The following is a 19,731-nucleotide window of genomic DNA, read 5'->3' as shown; positions in this document are numbered from 1 at the left end:
CGGCACTCGCCGAGGTGTGGCCGCTGTCCCCGTTGCAGGAGGGGATGCTCTTCCACGCCGGGTTCGGCGACCAGGGGCCCGACGTCTACGTCATCCAGCGCACCCTGACCGTCGACGGCCCTCTGGACGCGGACCGCTGGCACGCGTCCTGGCAGGCGCTGCTCGGCCGGCACGCGGCGCTCCGCGCCAGCTTCCACCGCCGCAAGTCGGGGGAGGCGGTCCAGCTCGTCAGCCGGGAAGCCGTACTGCCCTGGCGCGAGACCGACCTGTCCGGCCTGCCCGAGGCCGACGCGCTCGCCGAGGTCGGGCGGCTGGCCGCCGCCGAGTGCGCGGAACGCTTCGACCTCGGGCGGGCGCCGCTGCTGCGCGTGCTGCTCGTACGCCTCGGCGCCGAACGGCACTGCATGGTCCTGACGGCCCATCACATCCTGCTCGACGGCTGGTCGATGCCCATCCTCTTCGACGAGGCGACCACGGTGTACGCGGCGGGCGGCGACGCCTCCGTGCTGCGGCGCACCGCTTCCTACCGCGACTACCTGGCGTGGCTGGGACGGCAGGACAAGGACGCCGCGCGGGCCGCGTGGCGCGCCGAACTGACCGGGGACGGCGAGCCGACGCTCGTCGCCCCAGCCGACCCGGCCCGCACCCCCGAGCTGCCCGACCAGACCAAGGCCGACCTGCCGGCGTCCCTCACCCGCGCCCTCACCGACATGGCCCGCCGCCACGGCCTGACCGTCAACACCGTGGTGCAGGGCGCCTGGGCGCTGCTCCTGGCCCGGCTGTCCGGGCGTGACGACGTGGTCTACGGCACGACCGTGGCGGGCCGCCCGCCGGAACTCCCCGGCGTCGAGTCGATGGTCGGCCTCTTCATCAACACGGTGCCGGTACGGGTGCGCCTGGACGCGGGGCAGCCCGTGGTGGACATGCTCAAGGACGTACAGTCCCGCCAGTCCGCGCTGCTCCCGCACCAGCACCTGGGCCTGGCCGACATCCAGAAGCACGCCGGTCCGGAAGCGGGCTTCGACACGCTGGTGGTGTACGAGAACTACCCCCGCCCGGCCGCCGAATCGGCCCCCGGCGCGCTCACCTTCACCACGCTCGGCCTGCGCCAGGCCACCCACTACCCGCTGACCCTCGGCATCCTCCCCGGCGACCGGCTGGAGGTGGAGGTCTCCTACCGGACCGACCTGGTCACCGCCGAGCTGGCCCGCGCGCTGGCCGGGCGGCTGGTGCGGGTGCTGGAGCAGCTGGTGGCGGACCCGTGGGTCCCGGTGGGCCGGGTCGGCGTTCTGGACGCGGCCGAGCGGCGCCGGGTCGTGACGGAGTGGAACGCCACGGCGGCTCAGGCGCCGGGCGCCACCGTGCCGGAGCTGTTCGCGGCGCGGGTGGCGGCCGCGCCGGATGCCGTGGCCGTGACGGACGGGCGTCAAAGTGTTCAATTCGGTGAGTTGGACACCGCGTCGGACCGCCTCGCCGCGTACCTGCGGGGCCTGGGGGTGGGCCGGGGCGACCGGGTCGCGGTGGTGCTGGAGCGGTCGGCCGGGCTGCTCACGACGCTGCTGGCGGTGTGGCAGGCGGGCGCCGCGTACGTGCCGGTGGACGCCGGATACCCGGCGGAGCGGGTCGCGTTCATGCTGGCCGACTCGGGGCCAGCGCTCGTGCTGTGCACCGAGGGCACCCGCGCGGCGGTCCCGGCGGACCTGGCCGGGCAGACGGTCGTGCTGGACGACCCGAAGGTGCGGACGGCGGTGGCGGAGGCACCCGCCGGGGAGCCCCGGCCGCCCCTGCGTCCGCAGGACTTGGCGTACGTGATGTACACCTCCGGCTCCACCGGCGTACCCAAGGGCGTCGGTGTGCCGCACGGCAGTGTGGCGGCGCTGGCCGGGGACCGCGGCTGGGCGCTCGGCCCGGACGACGCGGTGCTGATGCACGCCCCGCACGCCTTCGACGCCTCCCTGTTCGAGATCTGGGTGCCGCTGGTCTCCGGTGCCCGGGTGGCCGTGGCGGCGGCGGGTGCGGTGGACGCGCAGCGGGTGCGGGAGGCGGTGGCGGCGGGCGTCACGGCGGTGCACCTGACCGCCGGGTCCTTCCGGGTGGCCGCGCAGGAGGACCCGGAGTGCTTCGCCGGGCTGCGCGAGGTGCTGACCGGCGGCGACGTGGTCCCGGCGGCGTCGGTCGCGCGGGTGCGCGCGGCCTGCCCCGAGGTGTCCGTACGGCATCTGTACGGGCCCACCGAGACCACGCTGAGCGCCACCTGGCACCGGCTCCGGCCGGGCGGGCCCGCCCCCGACGTGCTGCCGATCGGGCGCCCGCTGGCCAACCGGCAGGCGTACGTGCTCGACGCGTTCCTCCAGCCCGTACCGCCCGGCGTGGCCGGCGAGCTGTACCTGGCCGGTACGGGCCTGGCCCGCGGCTACCTCGACCGCCCCGGCGCGACCGCCGAACGCTTCACGGCCGACCCCTTCGGGCGCGGCGGGAGGATGTACCGCACGGGCGACCTCGCGCGCTGGACGCCGGACGGCGAACTGCTCTTCGCCGGGCGCGCCGACGCGCAGGTCAAGGTGCGCGGCTACCGGATCGAACCGGGCGAGATCGAGACCGTGCTCGCGGCCGCGCCCGGGGTGGCGCAGGCCGCCGTCGTCGCCCGCGAGGACCGGCCGGGTGAACGCCGGCTGGTCGGCTACGTGGTGGCAGCCGCGGACGGCACGACCGGCACGGACGGCCCCGCGCCGGACGGCCAGGCCCTGCGCGAGCACCTCGCCCGCGCCCTGCCGGAGTACATGGTGCCCGCCGCCGTCCTCGTCCTGGACGCCCTGCCGGTCACGGCCAACGGCAAGGTGGACCGCAAGGCCCTGCCCGCCCCCGGCTTCGCCGGGAAGGCCGCCGGACGCGCACCGCGCACGGTGGCGGAGGACATCCTGTGCGGGCTCTTCGCCGAACTGCTCGGTCTGGAACGGGTCGGCGCGGAGGACGGCTTCTTCCAACTGGGCGGCGACTCGATCATGTCGATGCAGCTCGCCACCCGGGCCCGCCGGGAAGGCGTGGTCTTCAGTGCCCAGGACGTCTTCGAACAGGAGACGCCGGGCGCGCTGGCCGCCGTCGCCCGGCTCGCCGACGAGGTGCGCGCCGCCCCGGACGCGGGCGTGGGCGAGGTGGCCTGGACCCCGGCCATGGCGGCGCTCGGGGAGTACGCGCTGAGCGGCGGCTTCGCACAGTGGATGGTCGTCACCACCCCCGCGGGCCTGCGGCCGGACGCGCTGACCGGCGGGCTGGCCGCCGTACTGGACACCCACGACATGCTGCGGGCCCGTGTGGTGCGCGCGGAGGGCGGACCGCGCCTGGTGGTGCCGGGACGCGGCACGGTCGACGCCACCACCCTGCTCACCCGTATCGACGCGACGGACGCACCGGCCGACTCCTTGGACGACAGGGCCGACAGCGCGGCCCGTGAGGCGACCGGGCGGCTGGACACCGAGGGCGGTGTGCTGGTGCAGGCCGTCTGGCTGGACGCCGGGCCCGCGCAGCCCGGCCGGCTGGCGCTCGTGGTGCACCACCTGGTGATGGACGGCGTGTCCTGGCGCATCCTGCTCCCGGACCTGCGGGCCGCCTGCGAAGCGGTGGCGGACGGGCGCACACCGGAACTCGACCCCGTCCCCACCTCCTTCCGGCAGTGGGCGGGCGCCCTCGCGGCCCAGGCCACCACCGACGACCGAATATCGGAACTGCCGGACTGGGCGGCCCTCTTCAAGGACGTGGCGCCCCCGCTCGGCGGCCGGCCGCTCGACCCGGCCGAGGACACCTTGGCCGCCATGACCTGGCACACCTGGACGCTGCCGGGACCGACGGCGGCCACCCTCGTCGGCACGGCACCCGGCGTCTTCCACTGCGGCGTCCACGAAGTGCTGCTCGCGACGCTGGCGGGCGCGGTCGCGCACGAGCGGCCGGACGCCGCGCTCGTCGTGGACGTCGAAGGACACGGACGCGAACCGGCCGACGGCGCGGACCTGTCCCGGACGGTGGGCTGGTTCACCGGCGTCCACCCGGTCCGCCTGGACGTGTCGGGCATCGGCCTCGACGAGGCGCAGCACGGCGGTCCGGCCGCCGGTGACCTGCTCAAACGCGTCAAGGAGCAGGCGCGGGCGGTGCCCGGCGACGGCCTCGGCCACGCCCTGCTGCGCCACCTGAACCCGCTCACCGCACCGGAGTTGGACACCCTGCCGGACGCCCACATCGGGTTCAATTACCTGGGCAGGTTCGCGGGTGCGGGCCGGGCCGGAGCGCCGGGGGACGCCTGGCAGCCGGCCGGCACCTCGGTGGTCGGCAGTTCGGCCGATCCCCGCACACCCGCCCCGCACGCCCTGGAGGCGGGGGCGTACGTCCAGGACACCCCGGACGGGCCGGAACTGACCCTCAGGCTCGGCGGACCCGCCGGTCTGTGGCCGGAGGCGGCCGCCGAGCGGGTGGGCCGGCGCTGGCTGGACCTGCTGGACGGCCTGGCGGCGCACACCGCCGATCCGGCCGCCGGCGGACACACCGCCTCCGACTTCCCCCTGCTGGACCTCGGCCAGGACGAGGTCGAGGAGTTCGAAGCCGGTTTCGAGGACGGCGCCCCGTAGCCCGCCCCGCGAGCCGCCGGCCGCACCCGTTGCCCGATGAACGCACGTCGTTTTGAGGAGTAAGCGATGACCCGATCTCTTGTCGAGGACGTGTGGCCGCTCTCGCCGTTGCAGGAAGGGCTGCTGTTCCACGCCGCCTTCGACGAGGAGGGCCCGGACGTCTACCAGGGTCAGCGGACGCTGGCCCTGGACGGCCCGCTGGACGCGGACCGGCTGCGCGCCTCGTGGGAGGCGCTGGTCGCCCGGCACCCGGCGCTGCGGGCGGGCTTCCGGCGGCGCAGGTCGGGCGACGCGGTGCAGGTCGTCGCGCGCGAGGTGACGCTGCCGTGGCGGGAGGCCGACGTGTCGGGCCTGGACGAGGCGGCGGCCGTCGCCGAGGCCGAACGGCTGGCGGCGGAGGAACGGGCCGAGCGGTTCGACCCGGCGGTGCCGCCCCTGCTGCGCCTGCTGCTGATCCGCCTGGGCGCCGGTCGGCACCGGCTGGTCATCACCTCCCACCACGTCCTGATGGACGGTTGGTCGATGCCGGTCCTGCTCAACGAACTGACCACGGTGTACGCGGCAAACGGCGACGCGAGCGGCCTGCCCAGGGCGGCCCGCTACCGCGACTACCTGGCCTGGCTGAACCGCCAGGACAAGGACGCCGCCCGGCAGGCGTGGCGGGCCGAGCTGGCCGGCAACGACGAGCCGACCCTGGTGGCACCGGCCGACCCGGCCCGGCTGCCGGTGGTCCCCGAGAGCCTGATCAGCGAGATCCCCGAGGACCTGACACGCGGTCTGGTGGGGCTGGCCCGCGCCCGTGGGCTGACGGTGAACACCGTGGTGCAGGGCGCCTGGGCGCTGCTCCTGGCGCGGCTCGCCGGGCGCGACGACGTGGTGTTCGGCGCCACGGTGGCCGGCCGCCCCGACGCCCTGCCCGGCGTCGAGTCGATGGTGGGCCTGTTCATCAACACGCTGCCGGTCCGCGTCCGGCTGGACGGCGGACAGCCGCTGCACCGGCTCCTCGCGGGCATCCAGGAGCGGCAGACCGCACTCATGTCCCACCAGCACCTGGGGCTCGGGGAGATCCAGAAGCTGGCCGGGCCCGGAGCGGTCTTCGACACCCTGGTGGTGTTCGAGAACTATCCGGCGGCGCCCGCCGGGGCGACCGGCCCGGACGCCTTCACCCTGCGCTTCCTCGAAGGGCGGGAGACCTCCCACTACCCCTTCACGCTGGTCGTCGTGCCGGGCGAGCGGATGCTCTGCAAGCTCGACTTCCGCCCCGACCTGTTCGACCGCCGTACCGCCGAAGCCGTGTTCGCCCGGCTGGTGCGGGTGCTGGAGCAGGTGGTGGCGGACCCGTCGGCGCCGGTGGGCCGGATCGGCGTCCTGGGGGCGGACGAGCGGCACCTGGTGGTGGACGGCTGGAACGCGACGGCGGCGGAGGTGCCGGGGGCGTCGGTGCCGGAGCTGTTCGCCCGGCGCGTGGCGGCGGCGCCGGACGCCGTGGCCGTACGGGACGAGCGGCGCACGCTGACATACGGCGGGCTGGACGCCGAAGCGGGCCGGCTGGCCGCGTACTTGAACGGTGCGGGCGTGCGGCGCGGCGACCGGGTCGCGGTGGTACTGGAACGGTCCGCCGACCTGGTCGTGGCGCTGCTGGCGGTGTGGAAGGCCGGAGCGGCGTACGTGCCGGTGGACGCCGGGTACCCGGCGGAACGCATCGCCTTCATGCTGGCCGACGCGCGGCCGGCGGCCGTGCTGTGCGCGGCGGCGACGCGCTCGGCGGTCCCGGTCGACGCGGACGGCCGCCTGGTGGTGCTGGACGCGCCGGAGACCGCCGGACACGACGGCCCCGACCCCCGCACGCCGCTCACCGCGCACGACACGGCGTACGTGATGTACACCTCCGGCTCGACCGGGGTGCCGAAGGGCGTGTCCGTACCGCACGGCAGCGTGGCGGCGCTGACGGGCAGCCGCGGCTGGGCGCTCGGTCCGGACGACGCGGTGCTGATGCACGCCCCGCACGCCTTCGACGTGTCGCTGTTCGAAATCTGGGCGCCGCTCGTCTCCGGCGCGCGCGTCGAGGTGGCGCGGCCGGGCGCGGTGGACGCGGAGCGCATCCGCGAGGCCGTCGCGGACGGCGTGACGGCGGTGCACGTCACGGCCGGACTGTTCCGGGTGGTCGCGGAGGACGCCCCGGAGTGCTTCGCCGGGCTGCGCGAGGTGCTGACCGGCGGCGACGTGGTCCCGGCGGCGTCGGTCGCGCGGGTGCGCGCGGCCTGCCCCGAGGTGACCGTACGGCATCTGTACGGGCCCACCGAGGTCACGCTGTGCGCCACCTGGCACGTCCTGCGGCCCGGCGCCGACGCGGGCGCGGAACTGCCGGTGGGCCGCCCGCTGGACAACCGGCAGGTGTACGTCCTGGACGCGTTCCTCCAGCCCGTACCGCCGGAGGTCGTCGGCGAGCTGTACGTCGCGGGCACCGGCCTCGCCCAGGGCTACTGGCAGCACGCCGGGCTCAGCGCCGAACGCTTCGTGGCCTGCCCGTTCGCGCCCGGCACGGGGGTCCCCCCGGCCGAAGGCGGGGGGAGGATGTACCGCACCGGCGACCTGGTGCGCTGGACGGCCGAGGGCGATCTGGTCTTCGTCGGGCGGGCGGACGCGCAGGTCAAGGTGCGCGGGTTCCGCGTCGAGCTGGGCGAGGTGGAGGCGGCGCTGGCCGCGCACCCGGCCGTCGGCCAGGCCGTGGTCGTGGCCCGTACGGACGGCCCCGGCGAGCGGCGCCTGGTGGGTTACGTGGTGCCCGACGGGCAGGAGGCGGACGCGGCCGAGATCCGCGAGCACGTCGCCAAGGTGCTGCCGGACTACATGGTCCCGGCGGCCGTGCTGGTGCTGCCGTCCCTGCCGGTGACGGTCAACGGCAAGGTGGACCGGGTGGCGCTGCCCGCCCCCGACTTCGCCGGGCGGGTGTCCGGGCGGGCCCCGCGCACCCCGTCCGAGGAGCTGCTGTGCGGCCTGTTCGCCGAGGTGCTGGGCCTGGAGCGGGTGGGGGCCGACGACGGCTTCTTCGCGCTGGGCGGCGACTCGATCGGCTCGATGCAACTGGTGTCGCGGGCCCGGCGCGCCGGACTGGTGCTGACGCCGCGTCAGGTCTTCGACCTCAAGACTCCCGGGCGGCTGGCGGCGGTGGCGGCCCCGGCCGCCGCCGCGGCCAGCACCGGCTCCGACCCGGGCGACGGCGAGATCCCGTGGACGCCCGTGATGCGGGCGCTGGGGGAGCGCGCCGCCCGTCCCGGCTTCGCCCAGTGGATGGTCATGGGCGCGCCCGCCGGGCTGGGACTCGACGTGCTGACCGCCGGACTGGCCGCCGTACTGGACACCCATGCCGTGCTGCGGGCCCGTGCCGAGACCGGCGAACGGCCCACGCTGCACGTGCCCGGTCGCGGCGCGGTGGACGCCGCCGCGCTGGTCACCCGTACCGACGCCACGGAAGCACCGGACGACGCCCTGGACGGCATCGCCGAGGACGCGGCCCGCGAGGCCGCCGCCCGGCTGGACCCGGCCACGGGCGCGATGGTCCGGGCGGTGTGGGTGGACGCCGGTCCGCACCGGACCGGACGGCTGGCCCTGGTCGCCCACCATCTGGTCGTGGACGGCATGTCCTGGCGCATCCTCGCCCCCGACTTGCGAGCGGCCTGCGAAGCGGCGGCCGCGGGAGACATTCCCGAACTGGACCCCGTCGGCACGTCCTTCCGCCGGTGGGCCGACCTCCTCGCCACCCAGGCGACCGACGCGGCCCGCACCGCCGAACTCCCCGGCTGGACGGCCCTGCTCGACACCACGGCCTCCCAGCTCGGCACCCGCACGCCCGACCCGGACACCGACACCGCTGACACCCTGCGCCGCCGCTCCTGGACGCTGACCGGCGCGACGGCCGCGGCCGTGCTGAACCGCGCCCCGGCGGCGTTCCACTGCGGAGCGCACGACGTCCTGCTGGCCTCGCTGGCCGGCGCGGTCGCGCACCGGCGGCCCGGGACCGGCGCCGCGCTCCTGGTGGACGTCGAAGGACACGGCCGGGAACCGCTCGACGGCACCGATCTGACCCGTACGGTGGGCTGGTTCACCAGTGTCCACCCGGTCCGCCTGGACCTCTCCGGCCTCGATCTGGCCCAGGCCCTGGCGGGCGGGCCCGCGGCCGGGGCGCTGCTCAAGACCGTCAAGGAACAGGCACGCGCGGTGCCCGGCGACGGGCTCGGGTACGAGCTGCTGCGTCACCTCAACCCGGAGACCGGCCCCGCCCTGGCCGCCCTCCCGGCTCCGCAGGTCGGCTTCAACTACCTCGGCCGCTTCACCGCGGGCGCGGACGGCGGCGCGGTCGGCCCGTGGCAGACGGCCGGCGCCACCGCGATCGGTGGTACGGCCGCGCCGGACCTGCCCGTTCAGCACGCCCTGGAGGCGAGCGCCGTCGTCCGCGACACCCCGGACGGGCCGGAACTGGACCTCGCGCTGAGCTGGCCCGCCGCCCTCCTCGACGAGACCGCGGTGGACGGTCTCGGCCAGGCCTGGCTGGACGTCCTCGGCGGCCTGGCCGCCCACACCGGGAGCCCCGGTGCCGGCGGGCACACCCCCGGCGACTTCCCGCTCCTGGACCTCACCCAGGAGAGCGTGGCGGCGCTGGAGACCGCCGTGCCGTCCCTGACGGACATCTGGCCGCTGTCGCCCCTCCAGGAAGGGCTGCTGTTCCACGCCGCCTTCGACGAGGAAGGCCCGGACGTCTACGAGACCCAGCGGCTGCTGGAACTGTCCGGCCCGCTGGACGCGGCCCGGCTGCGCGCCTCCTGGCAGACGCTGCTCGCCCGGCACGACGCGCTGCGGGCGAGCTTCCACCAGCGGGAGTCCGGCGACACCGTGCAGGTCGTCGCCGGGAACGTCGAACTGCCCTGGGGCGAGGCGGACGTGTCGGCGCTGCCGGAACCCGAACGGCAGGCCGCACTGGACCGGCTCGCCGCCAACGAGCGGGCCCGGCGCTTCGACCTCGCGGCGGCCCCGCTGCTGCGGCTGCTCCTCGTCCGCCTGGCGGAGGACCGGCACTTCCTGGTCGTCACCAGCCACCACATCCTGCTGGACGGCTGGTCGATGCCGATCGTCCTCGACGAGCTGGGCGCGGCCTACGCCGCGGGCGGCGACGGCGCGGGCCTGAAGCGGACCGCCTCCTACCGCGACTACCTGGCCTGGCTGGACGAGCAGGACAAGGACGCCGCGCGGGCCGCCTGGCAGACGGAACTCGCCGGTGCCGAGGAATCCACCCTGGTGGCCCGCTCCGACCAGGGCCGGGCCCCGGCGGAGCCCGAGACCGGCGCCGCCGAACTCTCCGAGGACGGCACCCGCGCCCTGACCCGGCTGGCCCGGCAGTACGGCCTGACCGTCAACACCGTGGTGCAGGGCGCCTGGGCGATGGTGCTGGCGCGCCTGGCCGGGCGGACCGACGTGGTGTTCGGCGGCACCGTCTCCGGCCGCCCGCCGGAGCTGCCCGACGTCGAGTCGATGGTCGGCCTGTTCATCAACACCCAGCCCGTACGGGTACGGCTGGACGGCGCCGAACCGGTCCTGCGGATGCTCACCGGCCTCCAGGAGCGCCAGTCCGCGCTCCTGGCCCACCAGCACCTCGGCCTGCCGGAGGTGCAGGGCCTGGCCGGCCCCGGCGCGGTCTTCGACACCATGCTGATGTTCGAGAACTACCCGCGGACCACCGCCACCCTGTCCGCCTCCATGCGGGCGGGCGGCGAGGTGACGATCTCCCAGGCGAACCTGGTGGCGGGCACCCACTACCCGCTGGCCGTGGGCGTCGTCCCCGGCGACCGGCTGCGGATCTACGTGACGTACCGCCCGGACCTGTTCGACCGGCGCGAGGCCCGGCAGCTCGGCGAGCGCGTCGTCCGCGTACTGGAACAGGTCGTGGCGGACCCGCAGGCGCCCGTCGGCCGGATCGGCGTCCTGGGCGCACCGGAGCACCACCGCGCCGTGACGGAGTGGAACCCGGCTGCTGCCGGGGAGCCGTCCGCCGCCTCGGTGCCGGAGCTGTTCGCCCGCCAGGTGGCGCGCGCCCGCTCGGCGGCGGCCGTGGTGGACGGGGGGCGAACTGTTCAATATGGCGAGTTGGACACCGAGTCGGACCGTCTCGCCGCGTACCTGGGCGGCCTCGGCGTGGGCCGTGGCGACCGGGTCGCGGTGCTGATGGAGCGCTCGGCCCACCTGGTGACGGTGCTGCTGGGCATCTGGAAGGCCGGTGCGGCGTACGTGCCGGTCGACGCCGGATATCCGGCGGAGCGGGTCGCGTTCGTGCTGGCCGACTCGGGCCCGTCGGTCGTGCTGTGCACCGAGGCCACGCGGGCGGCGGTGCCGGCCGACGCGGCCGGACAAGTGGTCGTGCTGGACACGCCGGAGGTACGGGCGGCCGTGGCGGCGTGCCCGGCCGGTGATCTCCAACTGGTCCTGTCCGCACAGGACTTGGCGTACGTGATGTACACCTCCGGCTCCACCGGTGTGCCCAAGGGCGTCGGCGTGCCGCACGGCAGCGTGGCGGGACTGGCGGCGGACCCCGGCTGGGCGCTCGGCCCGGACGACGCGGTGCTGCTGCACGCCCCGCACGTCTTCGACGCCTCGCTGTACGAGATCTGGGCGCCGCTGGCCACCGGCGGCCGCGTGGTGGTGGCCGCGCCCGGCACGGTCGACGCCCGGCGCGTCCGTGAGGCGGTGGCGGCGGGCGTGACGGCCGTGCACCTCACGGCGGGCCTGTTCCGCGTGGTCGCCGAGGAGTCCCCGGACTGCTTCGCGGGCCTGCGCGAGGTGCTGACCGGCGGCGACGTGGTCCCGGCCGGGTCCGTCGCCCGCGTACGGGAAGCGTGCCCCGGCGTCGTGGTGCGGCACATGTACGGGCCGACCGAGACCACCCTGTGCGCCACCTGGCGGCCACTGCGGCCGGACGAGCCGGTGACGGACGACGTACTGCCCATCGGGCGCCCGCTGGACGGCCGCCGGGCGTATGTGCTCGACGCCTTCCTGCGGCCCGTGCCGCCGGGTGTGGACGGCGAGCTGTACCTGGCCGGCGCGGGACTGGCGCGCGGCTACCTCGACCGCCCCGGCGCGACCGCCGAGCGGTTCGTCGCCTGCCCGTTCCCGCCCGGCACGGGGGTCCCCCCGGCCGAAGACCGGGGGAGGATGTACCGCACGGGCGACCTGGCGCACTGGACGCACGACGGTGAACTGGTCTTCGCCGGGCGGACGGACACCCAGGTCAAGGTGCGCGGCTACCGGGTGGAACCGGGCGAGGTGGAAGCCGCGCTGGCCGGGCACCCGGCGGTCGCCCAGGCCGTGGTGGTGGCCCGCGAGGACCGGCCCGGCGAGCGGCGCCTGATCGGGTACGTCGTGCCGGACGGGACGGACGTGGACGCCGAGGCGGTCCGCGAGCACGTCGCCGGGCTGCTGCCCGACTACCTCGTCCCGGCCGCCGTGGTGGTCCTCGCCACCCTCCCGGTGACCGCGAACGGCAAGGTCGACCGGGCCGCGCTGCCCGCACCCGACTTCGCCGCGCGTGCCTCGCGGCGGGCGCCGCGCACCGGCACCGAGGAGACCCTGTGCGCGCTGTTCGCCGAGGTGCTGGGCCTGGACCAGGTCGGCGTCGAGGACAGCTTCTTCGAGCTGGGCGGCGACTCGATCATGTCGCTGCAACTGGTGTCGCGGGCCCGGCGCGCCGGGGTGGTCGTCACGCCCTGGCAGGTGTTCGAGGAGAAGACCCCGGAACGGCTGGCCGAGGTGGCCGAGACAGCCGGGGACGACACCGCGGCCGCGCCGGAACCGGCGGACACCGGGGCGGGCGAGGTCGCCTGGACCCCGGTCGTACGGGCCCTCGGCGTTCCGGCCGCGACGCGCGGCGAGTTCGCGCAGTGGGCCGTCGTGGGTGCCCCGGCCGGGCTCGGCCAGGACGTGCTGGCCGCCGGGCTGGCCGCCGTACTGGACACCCACGCCATGCTGCGGGCCAAGGTGAGCGACGGTTCCGAACCGGCGCTGCACGTCGCCCCGCGCGGCGCGGTGGACGCCGCCGCACTGGTCAGCCGTGTCGACGCCACGCAGGTGCCGGACGACGGCCTGGACGCGGCGGCGGACCGGGCCGCGCGGGAGGCGGTACGCCGCCTGGCGCCCGCCGACGGCGTCCTGGTGCAGGCGGTGTGGCTGGACGCCGGTTCCGCGCGGACCGGCCGGCTGGTGCTCGCCGTCCACCACCTGGTCGTCGACGGCGTCTCCTGGCGCATCCTCGTCCCGGACCTGCAAGCCGCCTGCGAAGCCGTCGCGGCGGGCCGCGAGCCGGACCTCGACCCGGTCGGCACGACCTTCGCCCAGTGGTCGGCCCTGCTCACCGAACAGGCCGCCGACCCCGTACGTACCGCCGAACTGGAGCACTGGACCGCCCTCCTGGACGGCCCCGACCCACTGGTGGGCGAGCGCGCGCTCGACCCGGAGCGGGACACCGCGGCCACCGTCCGCCGCCTCACCTGGACCGTGCCCGCCACCGCGGCCGCCGTCCTCGCGGCCCGGACACCGGCCGCCTTCCACTGCGGCGTCCGCGACGTACTACTGGCCACACTGGCCGCCGCCGTGACCCGGCGGCAGCGGGAGCGCGGCCAGGACACCGGCGCCGGAGTCCTGGTGGACATCGAAGGACACGGGCGCGAACCGGTCGCGGGTGCTGACCTGTCCCGTACGGTCGGCTGGTTCACCAGCACGCACCCGCTGCGGCTGCGCCTGGGCGGCCTCGATCTGGCCCAGGCCCTGGCGGGCGGGCCCGCGGCCGGGGCGCTGCTCAAGACCGTCAAGGAACAGGCACGTGCCGTGCCCGGCGACGGCCTCGGGTACGAGCTGCTGCGCCACCTCAACCCGGAGACCGGCCCCGCCCTGGCCGCCCTCCCCGCCCCGCAGATCGCGTTCAACTACCTCGGCCGGTTCACCGCCGGGGCCGCGCCGGAGACGGCCGCGCCCTGGCAGATGGCCGGGGAGGCGGCGCTCGGCGGCTCGGTGGACGCGACCATGCCCGCCCGGCACGCCCTGGAAGCGGGCGCGGTGGTCCAGGACGGCCCCGACGGGCCCGCCCTGACCCTGACCCTGAGCTGGCCCGGCGGACTCCTGGACGAGGACGCCGTACGGCGGCTCGGCCAGGACTGGCTCACGGCGCTCGGCGGCCTGGCCGCGCACACCGACGGGCCCGGCGCGGGCGGGCACACGCCCTCCGACTTCTCCCTCCTGGAGCTGACCCAGGACACCGTGGAGGAGCTGGAGGCCGCCGTGCCGTCCCTGGCCGACATCTGGCCGCTGTCGCCCCTCCAGGAGGGGCTGCTGTTCCACGCCGCGTTCGACGAGGACGGCCCCGACATCTACGAGGGCCAGCGGATGATGGAGCTGACCGGCCCGCTCGACGTCGCCCGGCTGCGCGCCACGTGGGAGACGCTGCTGGTCCGTCACCCGTCCCTGCGGGCCAGCTTCCACCCGCGCGCGTCCGGCGAGACCGTGCAGGTCATCGCCCGGGACGTGCCGTTGCCGTGGCGCGAGGCCGACCTGTCGGACGTGCCCGCCGACGCCGTACCGGCCGCCCTCCAGGAACTGGCCGACGGCGACCGCGAGCACCGGCTGGACCTGACGGTCGCGCCGCTGCTGCGGCTGCTGCTGGTCCGGCTCGGCGAGCGGCGGCACATGCTGGTGCTGACCAGCCACCACATCGTCAAGGACGGCTGGTCGCTGCCGGTGCTCATCAACGAGATGGCCGCGGTGTACGCGGCGGGCGGCCACGACCGCACGCTGCCGCCGGCCACCTCCTACCGGGAGTACCTGACCTGGCTGGACCGCCAGGACAAGGCGGCCGCCCGCGCCGCGTGGCGGGCGGAACTGGCCGGGGTGGACGAGCCGACCAGCGTGGTCCCGGCCGAACTGGTCCGGGCACCCGCCGTGCCGGAACGCATCCGCTTCGAGCTGTCCGACGACCTCACCCGGCGGCTGACGGAGCTGACCCGCGGCCTCGGCCTGACCACGAACACCGTGCTGCAGGGCATGTGGGCCCTGCTGCTGGCCCGGCTGACCGGCCGCGACGACGTGGTCTTCGGGACCACCGTGGCCGGCCGCCCGCCGGAGCTGCCGGGCGTCGAGTCGATGATCGGCCTGTTCATCAACACGCTGCCGGTCCGTGTGCACCTGGACGGCGGCCAGCCGGTCGTCGACATGCTCACCGACCTCCAGCGCCGCCGTACCGCGCTGATGGCCCACCAGCACGTCGGGCTGCCGGAGATCCAGCACCTCGCCGGGCCCGGCGCGACCTTCGACACGCTCGTGGTCTACGAGAACTACCCGCAGCCGCCCGAGCAGCCCGCCGACCCGGACTCCCTCGCGGTACGCCCGGCCGGCATCCCCGAGGACCGGGGCCACTACCCCCTCACCTGGATCGTGGCCCCCGGAGAGCGCGCCCAGGGCGACTTCATCTACCGCCCGGACGTCTTCCCGCGCGCCCGCGCCGAGCGGATGCAGGCCGCACTGGTCCGCGCCCTGGAACAGGTGGTCGCCGACCCGACGACGCCCGTGGGCCGTGTCCGGCTGCTGGGCGAGGACGAACGCGAGCTGGTCGAGACGCGGTGGAACAGCACCGCGGTGCCGTCCCCGGCCGCCACCCTGCCGGACCTGTTCGCCCGGCAGGCCGCCGCGTCCCCGGACGCCACGGCCCTGGTGACGGACGACCGCACACTGACCTACGGCGAACTGGCGCAGGAGGCCGGCCGCCTGGCCCGCTACCTGACCGGGCTCGGCGTCGGGCCGGAGCGGCGCGTCGCGGTGGCCGTGCAGCGGTCGGCGGCCATGGTGACCGCCGTACTGGCCGTGACGGCGGCGGGCGGCGCGTTCGTACCGGTGGACCCGGCACACCCGGCGGAGCGCGTGGCGTACGTCCTCGCCGACGCCGGACCGCCGGTCGTGCTGTGCACCACGCGGACCCGGCACGTCGTACCGGACGGGTACGCCGGACGCGTCGTGGTCCTGGACGACGCGGCGGTGGCGGCCGAGATCGCCGCCTTGCCGGGCGGCCCCCTGACCGACGCCGAGCGGACCGCGCCGCTGCGCCCGGCCCACGCGGCCTACGTCACCTACACCTCCGGCTCCACCGGACGGCCCAAGGGCGTCGTCGTCCCGCACACGGGCGTGGGGAATCTCGCCCGCGCCCAGATCGAACGGTTCGCGGTGACACCGCGCTCCCGGGTCCTGCAGATGGCGTCGCTGAGCTTCGACGCCGCGGTCTCCGAACTGTGCATGGCCCTGCTCTCCGGCGCGGCCTCGGTCGTCCCCGGCGCGGAGGGGCTGCCGCCCCACGTGGCACTGGGCGCCGCGCTGCGCCGCTGGGACATCACCCACGCCACGGTCCCGCCGAGCGTGCTGGCGGTGGCCGAGGAACTGCCCGCGACGCTGGAGACGCTGACCGTGGCGGGCGAGGCGTGCCCGCCGGGCCTGCCCGCCCGCTGGGCCGGGACCCGGCGCATGGTCAACGCGTACGGGCCCACCGAGACGACGGTGTGCGCGGCGATGAGCGCCCCGCTGGCACCGGACGCCGACGTGGTGCCGATCGGCCGGCCGATCGCCAACTCCGGTACGTACGTGCTGGACGCTTTCCTCCAGCCGGTCCCGCCGGACGTCGCCGGTGAGCTGTACGTCACCGGCGTCAACCTCGCCCGCGGCTACCTCGACCGGCCGGGCCTGACCGGCGAGCGCTTCGTGGCCTGCCCGTTCGCGCCCGGCGGGAGGATGTACCGCACCGGCGACGTGGCGCGCTGGACGCCGGACGGCGACCTGGTCTTCGTCGGCCGCGCCGACGCCCAGGTCAAGGTGCGCGGCCACCGCGTCGAGCCGGGGGAGATCGAGGCCGCGCTGGCCGCCCACCCGGCGGTGGCCCAGGCCGTGGTGGTGGCCCGCGAGGACCGGCCCGGCGAACGCCGCCTGGTCGGCTACGTCGTCGCGGACACGGCCACCGGCGACCGCGACGAACGGCTCGAACAGGAACACGTCGGCGAGTGGCAGGACCTGTACGACACGCTGCACGCCAACCCGGAGTCCGACGTCCTCGGCGAGAACTTCGCCGGCTGGAACAGCAGTTACGACGGGCAGCCCATCCCGTTGGAGCAGATGCGTGAATGGCGGGCCCGCACCGTCGAACGCATCCGCGCCCTGCGCCCCCGCCGGGTGCTGGAGCTCGGCGTCGGCACCGGCCTGCTCCTGTCGCAGCTCGCTCCCGACTGCGAGACGTACTGGGGCACCGACTTCTCCGCCTCGGCGATCGAGGAGCTGCGCCGGCACGTGACCGCGGACAAGGAGCTGGCCGAACGGGTCGAGCTGCGCACCCAGGCCGCGCACGAGGACGACGGCCTGCCCGCCGGGTACTTCGACACGATCGTGCTCAACTCGGTCGCGCAGTACTTCCCCAACGCCGGATACCTCCAGGAGGTCGTCGAGCGGGCCGTACGGCTGCTGGCACCGGGCGGCGCGCTGTTCGTCGGTGACGTACGCAACGTCCGTCTCCTGCGGGCACTGGCCACCGCCGTGCACACGGGCCGCGCGGCGCACGACGGCGACCCGGCCGCGCTGCGGCGGGCCGTGGAGCGCAGCGTCGTCCTGGAGAAGGAACTCCTGGTCGACCCGGAGTTCTTCACCGCGCTGCGGGACCGGCTGCCGGACGCCGCCGGGGTGGACATCCAGCTCAAACGCGGACACCACCACAACGAGCTGACCCGCTACCGCTACGACGTGACGCTGCACAAGCGGGGCGCCGCCGTGCTCTCCCTCGACGGCGCGCCCGAGCGGGACTGGGCCGGGCACCACGGCGGCCTCACCGCGCTGCGACGCCATCTGGAAGCCGAACGGCCGGACCGGCTGCGCGTCACGGGTGTGCCCAACACCCGGGTCGCGCACGAGGCCGCGCTCGCCCGCACCGTCCAGGACGGCGGGGACCCGGCACAGCCGGGAGCCGGTGCCGCTGCGGGGCACCGGCGCCCGAGCGCCGACACCCCCGACGTCGAGGCGTTCCACGAGCTGGGGGAGAGCCTGGGCTTCTGGGTGGGCGCCACCTGGTCCACCGGCACGCCGGAGACCCTGGACCTCACGTTCGTCCGCGCCGAACTGGCCGACGGCAGCGCACCGGTGGACACGTACCTGCCCGCCGCGGGCTCGGCGGACCCGGCGGCCCCGCTGACGGCGTGGACCAACGCGCCCGCCGCGGGCCGCGACACCGGAGCACTGCTGACCGCCCTGCGCGAACACGTCGCCGAGCGGCTGCCCGAGTACATGGTCCCCGCGGCCCTGGTGCCGCTGGACCGGCTGCCGCTCACCCCGAACGGCAAGACCGACCGCGCGGCGCTGCCCGCGCCGGACTTCGCCGGCCAGATCTCCGGGCGAGCGCCGCGCACCCCGGTGGAAGAGACCCTGTGCACCCTGTTCGCCGAGGTTCTCGGGCTCGAACGGGTGGGCATCGACGACAACTTCTTCCACGTGGGCGGCGACTCCGTCATGTCGATGCAGCTGGCCTCCCGGGCCCGCCGCGCCGGACTGACCCTGACACCGCGGCAGGTCTTCGAGCAGCCGACCCCCGAACGCCTCGCCGAGGCCGTGGAATCGGACCGGGCGGCGGACCGCGCACGGGCGGCCGGAAACGTGGGCACCGGCGAGATCGCACCGACCCCCGCCGTGCGGGAACTCGGCGCCCACGCCTTCGACCGGGGGCGCGCCGAGTGGATCGTGGTGACCGCACCGGCCGGTCTGCGGACGCACACCCTGACCGCGGGCCTCAGCGCCGTCCTGGACACGCACGACATGCTGCGGGCCCGGGTACGGCCGGACGACCACGGACAGCCGGTGCTGGTGGCCGGTGAACGCGGCACGGTGGACGCCGACTCGGCCGTCATCCGTATCGACGGCTCCCGCATCCCCGACGAGGAGCTGGACGCCGTCGCGGACCGGGCGGGCCGCGAGGCGGCGGAACAACTGGACCCCGCCACCGGCCCCGCGCTCCGCGCCGTGTGGCTCGACGCCGGGACCGGGCGTACCGGTCGGCTGGCCCTCGCGGCCCACCACCTCGTCGTGGACGAGCCGTCCTGGCACATCCTGCTCACCGACCTCGCGGCGGCCTGCGCCGCCGTGGCGGCCGACGCCGTACCGGAACTCGCGCCCGTCGGCACGTCGTTCCGGCGGTGGGCCGCGGAGCTGGACACGCCGCCGTCCGACGAGAGCGGGACCAGCACCGGGGAACGGCTCGCCGCCGCCCCCGTACAGCACCGGACGTGGACCGCACCGCGCGACACCGCGGCCACCCTGCTGCACCGGACCCTCGCCCTCTACCACTGCGAGACCGAAGAGGTGCTGCTCGCGGCCCTGGCGGGCGCGATCGCCCGCCAGGGGGACGGCGAACCCGTCCTGGTGGCCGTCGAGGCGGACGGCAGGCGCTCTGCCCCGGAACCGGACGACGGGGAACTGGCCCGTACGGTCGGCAGGTTCACCCGCACCCGCCCCGTACGGCTGGACCTGTCCGGCGCGGATTTGGACGGGGCTTGGGCAGGCGGACCGGCGGCCGGTACGTTGTTGAAGGCCGTCAAGGAACACCTGCGTGCCGACCCCGGGGCCGGCGCGGTCCCGGACGCCCTGCCGGAACCCCGCCTCTCCTTCACCCACCGGGACCGGACCCGCACCGGGCCCGCGGACACGCCCTGGCAGCCGGCCGGACCCGCGGCCGCCGGCGGCACCACCCGGCCGGGCCCGGCCGCCCCGTACGACCTGGAGGCGAGCACCGTCCTCCGGGGCACCCCGGACGAGCCGGAACTGACCCTCACGCTCGGCCGGACCGCCTCCACCGCGGACGACGCGGCGGCCGAGCGCGTCGGCCGGGCCTGGCTGGACCTGCTGGCCGCCCTGGCCGCGCACACCACCGATCCCACGGCGGGCGGTCACACCCCCTCCGACTTCGGCCTCCTCGATCTCGCCCAGCAGCAGATCGACGAGCTGGAAGCCGGATTCACCGACGACAAGCGCTAGCTACCGAGCACGACGAGGCGTTGTGAGGAGAAAG

The 19,731-nt window shown here is 75.9% G+C and carries 2 protein-coding genes; both read left to right on the top strand.

Annotated elements, in window-relative coordinates; translation table 11 throughout:
- Positions 1-44: 44 nt before the first annotated feature.
- On the top strand, positions 45-4,616 hold the full coding sequence (locus tag OEIGOIKO_RS05995) for an amino acid adenylation domain-containing protein (RefSeq protein WP_435851759.1): 4,572 nt from the start codon (positions 45-47) through the stop codon (positions 4,614-4,616).
- 66 nt (positions 4,617-4,682) lie between these two features.
- On the top strand, positions 4,683-19,697 hold the full coding sequence (locus OEIGOIKO_RS05990) for a non-ribosomal peptide synthetase (protein ID WP_125052505.1): 15,015 nt from the start codon (positions 4,683-4,685) through the stop codon (positions 19,695-19,697).
- The last annotated feature ends 34 nt before the right edge of the window (positions 19,698-19,731 follow it).

Source organism: Streptomyces paromomycinus, assembly GCF_003865155.1.
In the GTDB taxonomy this organism is placed as follows: Bacteria; Actinomycetota; Actinomycetes; order Streptomycetales; family Streptomycetaceae; genus Streptomyces; species Streptomyces chrestomyceticus.
This window is presented reverse-complemented; position numbering and strand designations above follow the sequence as displayed.

Bases quoted from the DNA above. Each gene is read 5' to 3' on its own strand.
- OEIGOIKO_RS05995 (WP_435851759.1), top strand. From the start codon at position 45: ATGCTCTTCCACGCCGGGTTCGGCGACCAGGGGCCCGACGTCTACGTC.
- OEIGOIKO_RS05990 (WP_125052505.1), top strand. From the start codon at position 4,683: ATGACCCGATCTCTTGTCGAGGACGTGTGGCCGCTCTCGCCGTTGCAG.